Consider the following 8,549-nt stretch of genomic DNA (forward strand, 5'->3'; position numbering starts at 1 on the left):
GTCACACCCGTTCCCATACCGAACACGGAAGTTAAGCTCTCTAGCGCCGATGGTAGTTGGGACCTTGTCCCTGTGAGAGTAGGACGTCGCCAAGCAACTTTAAGACGAGTCAGAATGACTCGTCTTTTTTGTATGCTTTCATACCTCTATTAATTGCCTGCTTAACTCCTTCTAAATAGGCGAATCCATACCTTTTATCTGGTTCTAAGTAAGTACCTTCTGCCCATTCATTCCACGCATTAATAAATAAAAACTCGCTGTTGTAAAGAGAATAGGTACGCTGGATTTGTTTGCTTAAATATATCGCGAACTTCCTAGGGGTAGAACCTAGGAAGATGCTGCTATTTAAGTCTTTGCGGCGTGCTGTATTGTCCCAGTCAACAAAGGCACCAGGAAATGTTTTTTTCTCTGGATGAGATCGTTTTAGTATATACATCCACACTTTATCATAATCCCAAGCGTTTATTTGTTTACCAGACTCATATATTGTCTTATTTATGTCTGAAGAGCTATCATGAGCAATTGTATAAAAAGGCTCAAATTCAATGCTAGCATCAAATCCATTTATATTAGGAAGTGGAAAGCTGTTTAATGTTTCTGCAAAGTATATACCTTTTAAACCATTTTCTTGTGCGAGTGTATTCCAATAATGAAGCATTTGTTCACAATGAGGGATATGCCCGGGACGATAAATAATGAATAGTGGTTTATCGTCTATACGGATATATCTCTCATCTTGGAAAGCCTGTAATAAATACTCAAAGTGCTCTTTCCAATCCGATAATTCTCCATAATTTTGAGGCATTAATATGTGACTATCAAGACCATCCCAAGTTTTTGTCCACGGTTCATTTGCCCAAGAAAGGCAAAATGGAAAATCTGGTTCGCCCGTCTTAAGTACCTCATTAAAGGGTGCCTCCAATAGCCTCTTCCCTTTAAACCAGTAATGGTAATAACAAAAACCATATATGCCATGTGCTTTGGCGATTTCTGCTTGCCATTTTCTTACGGATGGGGTGGTTAAGTCATAATAAAAATCTTGATAAGGTTCTCTAGGTTGGTAATGTCCTGAAAATAAAGGTCGTGCACTTTTAGTATTTGTCCATTCAGTAAACCCTTTCCCCCACCATCGGTCATTTTCTTTTATTTGATGAAACTGTGGTAAGTAAAAAGCGATTATTTTCAAGATATATCCCCCTTATGTTCTTCGTAGTTCAAGTGGTGGGAAGTTACTTTTGATTTTTCGAATCTAGTTAGAACATGAGATATGTTATTTACTCACTGTGTTTATGCTGCATAATGAATTCTTTTGTACAGTGTGCTTAATATGGAAATCTTTGATGATTTAATATATACGGCTGAGATACAAAGTAATCTTTATTATACAATGAGCGAAAAGAGTTAATCTTTTTGGAGAACAAATAGAGCTTGGGGTAACCGGTTTGTATCATCAAAAAAATCCCGTAGCTTTAAATACTTCTCATAGTGGTTTTTAATATAAGTTCTAGGTATAACGGTTTCCCCGTAGAAGCTACTGTTTCTAACGTCTCCAGCTCCCGTAGGGCTGTGGACAAAATTGCGACTTTCATAATCCGAGATGGCACGATTTATATCTGGAAAAGCTTGAGATAAAGTTTTATGCCATCCCGTTTGAATTAATTCAGGGTGTTCCTTAAATTGTTGACAGAAATCGAGAAAATAGCGTGCTTGTGTTGTGGCGATGAAGATGCCACCTGGACGAAGAATTCTTGAAAATTCCTTTATCCAATTTTCTGCTGTTTCTTCGGATAAATGTGAGAATACAGAATAAGCGAATATGATATCTAATGAATTGTCATTAATAAATTCTACAGGAGGTTGTGGGGGAGCTATTTTATATCTGCCTCTTCCTAACGTTTCGTTGCAAAGGTTAATCATTGCAGGATCTAAATCAATACCAAGTAAGTTTTTATGGCGAACATCTTTGAAAAAGAAGCGTATGATTCTTCCCCATCCGCAACCAAAGTCTAAAATTTTACGTTCTTTATTCAAGGGAACACCTAGATTTTGGGCATATGTTTTTACAAGGCTATAAAACAAATATGCTTCATAAAGAGCATGTTCATAGGAAGCGCCTACAAACTGTTGTTGAATTTCTTCAGGGGGGAACATAGGTACTAAAATGCCATTGATCTTTGTTTTTGAGCAACTTTGTATAAATAGATTAAGAAGTTCAACATCAGAAAGCGAGCTAACAAGGTTATCAAAATCACTTCCTAACTTAAAGTTATTCATTTGTTAACCTCCAAATTATATAGTGCCTAAAAATCATTTTCATGTTTTTTACTAATAAAAACATGTAGAAATTCAGCATCTAACCCCAGTAATCTATCCTTTTGTAAATAAACAATGGTATACATATTTGCATGTGTATAAATATATTCAATCATATCTTGACCCCAATCAAATGTTACTAAAGACCCGTTCTCATCAATAGGATTACCATGATAAATTGGCTCCTCAATATATTCGATTCCTTCTTTATTGATTCTTGCTCTTTGTAAAGTCTTTGTAAGTGTATGATACCAAGGGACAGTAAACACATGAGCACCGCCAGGCTTTAATACACGCTCTATTTCTTTAAAGGCCTTGTTTGGCTCCATTACATGTTCAAAGACATCTTGAGTAATGAATAAATCAAAAGATTCATTTTGAAAAGTCATGTCTTCTAAGTTTTCGCATCTAATTCCTTGAAAGTATTGGCCGAGAGGATAGTTTTTAAAGTATTGAGAGTATGTATAGTTTTTGCAGTTTTTTATTAGTAGTTGAGTTGTAATTCCTCCAGGAGAGGATTCGTGGATATGATAGGAACCCCATTTTGGAAAAAATGTATTTAAAACATGGATTAGAGCGCGCTGCCTTGGTATAGAGTGGCATGTAGAACATAAGTAGTGATCTCTAAGCCAATCATTATGTTCTATAAATGTAGCTTTCTTCTCACAAATAACGCAATATCCATTATTGTGCTTCAAATTACCTTCCACATGACATCACTCCTGTGTAAAAAAATGCATATGACACACACGTCAACAATCAGCGAAATCAAAGAGAGTGAGTGGAAATTAGGGAAACCATAAAAGTGAGATTGGTAGACTGGAATAATTAGCGGGAGAGAACCCCACGCTAATTAAAGTTTCACTTTATGCTATGCGATACATTCACTTTTATTCATTGAAGAATGTATCGACTTAGAATATCCCTTTTGTGTACGGATACATTTCAAAGTCTTGTGCATATATTTCTGTAACTAACGCCATTGTTTCTTCATCATAAAAGCTTTCATATGTTGGAAAGCGAGGAAAGGCGGCATCTGTAATGCTGAGTTCTGCATAGCTTCCTGTATAAAGCATTTTATGAGCGCGATGATGATCTGAATTTGTAAGTAGCGCTAAATTGGATTTAATCAAATCGTACGTGTGTTCTATCTTGGTGATTTGTGTATTAAAATCTTCTAAAGGAATATAGTATTGGATGAAGTTTTCTTCACCTGGAACGTATTGCTGACTAAAATGTATGTCCATTGCTAGGGAATTGGGACCTAATGCTCGAACGTAATATAAAAATTGTTTAAATGATATTCCTCGAGTACTATATTTGTCATTATACAAATAATGGCGGATACTTTCCCATTGCGGGCTAGCGTATGGATTGTCAGCAAGTAATAAAAATGAGCTGACGGCCCTTTTGTAGGGATTCCGTACAAGTTTACAAACATCTTTATTTGCTGTTAGAAGCCCATTTTTTAACTCTGGTATGTAGTTAGTGTTGTTTTTATACACCCAGAATTCATAGTAATGAATAAAGTCATGGTATTTCTTTGCTTCATTAAACAATCCAATTTGAAAAAAGAACCAATTAGCTAAGGCGGTACATCCGCTTCTATGGCTCCAGAATAGTATAAGTGGAAAGTCTTTATGGAAATGTGGGATTCGATCTTTATGTAGGATCACATGATTTAAAAGCTCTTGATTTACACTCTTCATACATGTAGTGCTCCTTTTTGAAATTTTTATTTATGGAGAAGGGAAGTTTTTACTAATTCAATATATTCATGGGAATGAGTAAATAGTATGAGTGTTTTTTTGCGGTCAGCTTAAATAAGATAGCGATTTTAAAAGGAAAATATAAAATAAAGATAATGAAAATTTATAGGAAGCATACAATGATAAGAGGATGAATAATAGAAGTGACCAAGTTCATTTAGTTGCATTTCTAGGTGTGATAAGCAAAAATCTTATTACTAGAGAGGATATTATGAGGAAGAATAATTATTTAATAGTAGGTGGAAATAGTTTCATTGGTATTAACCTCGCATTAGGTTTATTGAAACAAGGTCAAACTGTCAAAGTATTTTCCAGACATATAAATAATTTTCCTCAAAATATTATAAGTGATGTTGAATTTATTAAAGGTGATTTAGCAAATGTTGAAGATATATATAAAGCTTTAGTGGATGTGGATATTATTATTTATTTAGCTGCAACGTCTAATGTAGCAACTTCAATTGAAGATGTTTTCGGAGATATAAACAGTAGCTTTTTTTTTCTTAACTTCATGGAAAGTGTTAAAAATTTTCCTGTTAAAAAAATCGTTTTAGCATCTTCTGGAGGCACGGTTTATGGTGAACCGGAATATTTACCTATTGATGAGGAACATCCATTAAAACCACTTTCTCCTTATGGAATAACAAAAGTGTCGCTTGAAAATTACTTGTACTTTTATAAGAAAAAATACGGAATTGACTATGTTGTATGTAGATATTCTAATCCATATGGAAAATATCAAAATCCTTTAAAGAAAGTTGGGGCAATAAACTGTTTTTTGTATCAGCATCTCAGTAATGAAAAGATTAATATATATGGGAATCCACAAGAGATTATTCGAGATTATATTTATATCGATGATTTAGTTGAAATCACTATACAACTATCACAATTAAATCGTTTGAAATCTTGTGTATATAACATAGGGAGCGGCAAGGGTCTCTCTTTAAAACGAATTATAGTAGAATTGGAGAAATTAACGGAAAGAAAAGTGGACTTTATCTGCTATAAACAAAGGCAAGAAAATGTTCAAAAAATAATTTTAAATATAGATAGAGTAAGACGAGAATGTAACTGGGAACCGAAAATAGATTTCAAAAGTGGAATTAGATTAAATAAGCTATGGATTGAAGAGTTCTTATATAGTAAAAAATAATAAACCATGCCCTACTTTTGTATAAGTAGAGCGTGGTTTATTATTTTATTTCTTTTTTTATTACCCAAAGGTCTTGATGTCCCCACCAAAAACCTTCAGTGTATTTTTTGATGACAGGGTTATAGGGCAATAATTTAATTTTGTCACATACGTAAGAGGGACTAACGATCGTTTGCCCGTATTGATGAACATCCAAATCCAATTGTTCACTAGAAGGGAGAAACCAATAACCCTGTTTATTTAAATCTGGAAAGCTGAAGTACTTTTTACTTTGATAACCATGAGTTGTGAAAATGAGTAAACCTTCAGGAGAAACAGCATTATACAATGTTTGAAGCCAACGAAACCAAGTTGTATCAGGCATATGAGAAAAAAAGGATAGACAAAAAACGATATCATACGTAGAGGAGGTCAAATTTACTTGTTCAGGTTCAGGGTGAGATAAGATAGAAGAAGTATTTAATGTACGTTCAATAAAAGTAATAGCCTCTTCATGTATATCGCAGGTAGTTATACTTAAGTTCGTTTGTAGGTTTAATAAATGACGTGTTACGCAGCCGTATCCGGATGCGAATTCTAATAATTTTATTGGAGTGTCTATAGGAGGATAAAAGGACGTAATTAAATCTAAGAGTGTTTCTGCGGATTTTCTCCCATCTTGAAAATAATAATCTATCGCTTCTTTTTTAGATGGGAAGACTGGATTAGTGACAAGGAATTGAAAGATATGATCCTCTGGATGGATACTTGCATTTACATTGTAGTTGTGTGCAATTTGAGAAATCAAATCTTTATTTGCCTCTATAAATTCTTTCAATGAGTAACCCCCCTTAAATAATAGTAACGTCTTACAAAAGATACTGATGGCGAAGAAAATATATCATTCAATCTTCAAATATGCTTTAAGATACTTTCTATATGTGTACATTTTCTTTTTTGAAATGTCGTCGATAGTAAAGGTTTCTTTAATGAAATTTTGCATTTGTACAACTTCACTGTAATGGGAATATGAATCTTCTGTTCTCGTTACGCTATTTGTATGTCGTCTATGATAGTTTAACGGTTTTGGATTGAAATAAATGTTCCCCTCTTTAAGAATAGAAACATAGAAAAACCAATCACCAGCTACTTTAAACTTTTCTAATTGTTTTTCTGTAGTTTTTATATCTATGTTTTTAAAAACTACACTTGAGACATTAGGTATGGTGTTTTTGATAAGTAATGTATCTTGTATTTCATCTATCCCTTTTCGGAAATAAGAACTTTTCCATTTTCCTTTATCAATATCATTTGTGTAATCTAAATAATGATTGGCTAGGATATTTCCTTGTTCATCTATTTGTTTTGATTGTGTGTAGCTTAAGGTAACATCACCATTTATATGAAACCCTTGTATTACTTCTTCTAAAAATGTCTGATCACATAAGTCATCAGCCTCTGCAATCCAAATATAATCACCAGTTGCTGCAGAGACGCCTTTTATCCATTGTTTAAATACAGAACCAGAGTTTTTATCATTAATAATCTGCTGAACTTTTAGGTGGGGCTTATTTTCGTTTGAGAGCAGCTGTTTAAATATAGATACGCTATTGTCAGTAGAGGCATCGTCTAGGAAAATTAGTTCGTAAAGGGGATAGGTTTGGTTTAATATGGATTTAACTCGGTCAGGTAAGTATTTTTCGTAATTATAGTTCGGTATGATTACGCTTATTTTTTTGTAATTATGATCAAGTAGGTTTAACAGTTGATAAATGTAATGAAGAAAGTTAAAATCTTTTTCAATAAGCTCTTGGCCAAAGCGCCCTTTTTGTAATCGTAAGTCTTCATCTCCAATAAATTCATATATTCTTTCCAGCACCTGCGGTAAATTTAAAAAGTCTACTAAGGCGCCAGTTTGTTCCGTAACAACATCTTCAAAACCTCCAGCGTTTTTAAACCCTATAACAGGGACTTTTGTATCTAATGCTTCTAAAACAACGTTTGGAAAAGGATCTTCTCTTGAAGTTAATAAATATAAATCAGCCCCGGCGTTATATAAACCGATATCTGGAGTAGGCTCAACTAATGTGAAATGTGCTGTATATCTTGGGGATAGTGTGTTAAAGAAATGAACATCCGTTCTCCCGACCCAGATAAAATGAATATTCGTATGAACTTTTCTTACTGAGTAAGCAATAAGTGAGAATAAATCTATCCCTTTCCGATGATCAGCAAAACCTACTCCCAAAATGATTTTGCTATCTAGAGGCAAGTTGTGTTTTTTTCGTAATTCGCTTCTAGCTTTTGCAATATTGTTCTTATAAGGATTGTGGTTAAACAAGCCTTGAGGGAGGATGTGACATTTTTGATGATCTAATTGGGTGATTGTACGGAATTTTTCATACACGTACTGTGAAGGGAAGACAATTTTGTAAGCAAACTGGGCAATGTTTCTCGCTTTCCCCTCGGCAGAGTACTGTTGTATTAAATGCGGCAATTCATGTATTAATGAAATAACTTTTATATTGTGTTTAGCTAGTAATGTAACTATGTCACCACTTATGACGGTACTACATATGGCGAAGGTATAGTCTTGTGATAGTAACTTCTTTATTAATAATTCGACCCTTTTTTCTGTTGGGTAGTCTTCCTCTAGGCAATAAACAGGACCATACTTTTGAAAATCGTGGATTAAAATGCCCGTTCCAATAGAAATAATTGCGACGGAGTAATGAAAGTTTTCTTTAAGAGCTTTAATAGTATGTAAAGAAAGCAGCTGTGCTCCGTGGAAATGGGCATCATGGGATACATAAATGATCTTCTTATTAACATGCATTTCATAACGCCTCCTAAGTTAATTAGATTTTTAGTAAATGCATGGTGTATTTATAATTCCTAGAGAGAAGTGGTAGGAGATAATTGTGAATACAGCTGGAATGTACTCAAAATAAAAAGTGCTACCTTTAATATATATTTGTCTGGTTTGCTATTCATTCTTTAGAAAGGTGTAAGTAAGAAAGTATAAACTGTCGATTATGAAAGTGATTGCAACAGTTTATTAATCTCTAGGAACGGAGTATAAATGAAGAAGGTTCAATACCCTTTAGAATTTATAAAATAAAAAGAATAAAAGGTATTGACGATTAGGATATAGAGGTGTAATATAGAACAAGTCGCCGATGCAATAACGCAGAACGCGGCACACAAAATAAAAAACTTAGTTGACATTAACTAACGAAGATGTTAACATAAGGAAGTCGCAAATGAGCGACCGAGTAGTTCTTTGAAAACTGAACGAAACAAACAACGTGAAACGTCAATTTTTATTTTTA

7 protein-coding genes and 1 rRNA gene are annotated in these 8,549 nt (G+C 33.9%); 2 read left to right on the forward strand and 6 right to left on the reverse strand.

Features of this window, described 5'->3' with window-relative positions:
• Nucleotides 1–95: ribosomal RNA gene (gene rrf, locus ACLBWW_RS28380) — 5S ribosomal RNA — on the forward strand; the annotation flags it as partial.
• Between the two features lie 14 nt (nucleotides 96–109).
• Here the strand turns inward: rrf and ACLBWW_RS28385 are convergent.
• The 4 genes from ACLBWW_RS28385 to ACLBWW_RS28400 all read right to left on the reverse strand — a co-directional run bounded on the left by ACLBWW_RS28385 (nucleotide 110) and on the right by ACLBWW_RS28400 (nucleotide 4,022).
• Nucleotides 110–1,186, reverse strand: coding sequence for a glycosyltransferase WbsX family protein (locus ACLBWW_RS28385; RefSeq protein WP_048543038.1), 1,077 nt, complete (start codon nucleotides 1,184–1,186; stop codon nucleotides 110–112).
• 215 nt (nucleotides 1,187–1,401) lie between these two features.
• Complete coding sequence (locus tag ACLBWW_RS28390) at nucleotides 1,402–2,274, reverse strand: class I SAM-dependent methyltransferase (protein WP_262721086.1); 873 nt, start codon at nucleotides 2,272–2,274, stop codon at nucleotides 1,402–1,404.
• Between the two features lie 26 nt (nucleotides 2,275–2,300).
• Nucleotides 2,301–3,023, reverse strand: coding sequence for a class I SAM-dependent methyltransferase (locus ACLBWW_RS28395; protein WP_048543041.1), 723 nt, complete (start codon nucleotides 3,021–3,023; stop codon nucleotides 2,301–2,303).
• Nucleotides 3,024–3,227: 204 nt separating this feature from the next.
• Complete coding sequence (locus tag ACLBWW_RS28400) at nucleotides 3,228–4,022, reverse strand: sulfotransferase family 2 domain-containing protein (RefSeq protein ID WP_098067788.1); 795 nt, start codon at nucleotides 4,020–4,022, stop codon at nucleotides 3,228–3,230.
• Between the two features lie 271 nt (nucleotides 4,023–4,293).
• On the opposite strand from ACLBWW_RS28400, the gene ACLBWW_RS28405 reads away from it, so the two are divergent.
• Nucleotides 4,294–5,238: an NAD-dependent epimerase/dehydratase family protein gene (locus ACLBWW_RS28405; protein ID WP_048543051.1), complete on the forward strand. Its 945-nt coding sequence runs from the start codon at nucleotides 4,294–4,296 to the stop codon at nucleotides 5,236–5,238.
• A gap of 40 nt (nucleotides 5,239–5,278) precedes the next feature.
• Here ACLBWW_RS28405 and ACLBWW_RS28410 read toward each other — a convergent pair whose 3' ends face one another.
• The gene (locus tag ACLBWW_RS28410) at nucleotides 5,279–6,055 is read right to left on the reverse strand and encodes a class I SAM-dependent methyltransferase (RefSeq protein ID WP_048543045.1); all 777 of its coding nucleotides are present in this window, start codon (nucleotides 6,053–6,055) and stop codon (nucleotides 5,279–5,281) included.
• Nucleotides 6,056–6,118: 63 nt separating this feature from the next.
• A complete protein-coding gene (locus ACLBWW_RS28415) occupies nucleotides 6,119–8,053 on the reverse strand; it encodes a glycosyltransferase (protein WP_048543049.1) in 1,935 nt (644 codons plus the stop codon).
• Between the last annotated feature and the right edge of the window lie 496 nt (nucleotides 8,054–8,549).

The sequence above is a fragment of the Bacillus sp. M5A3_1b genome, assembly GCF_053345335.1.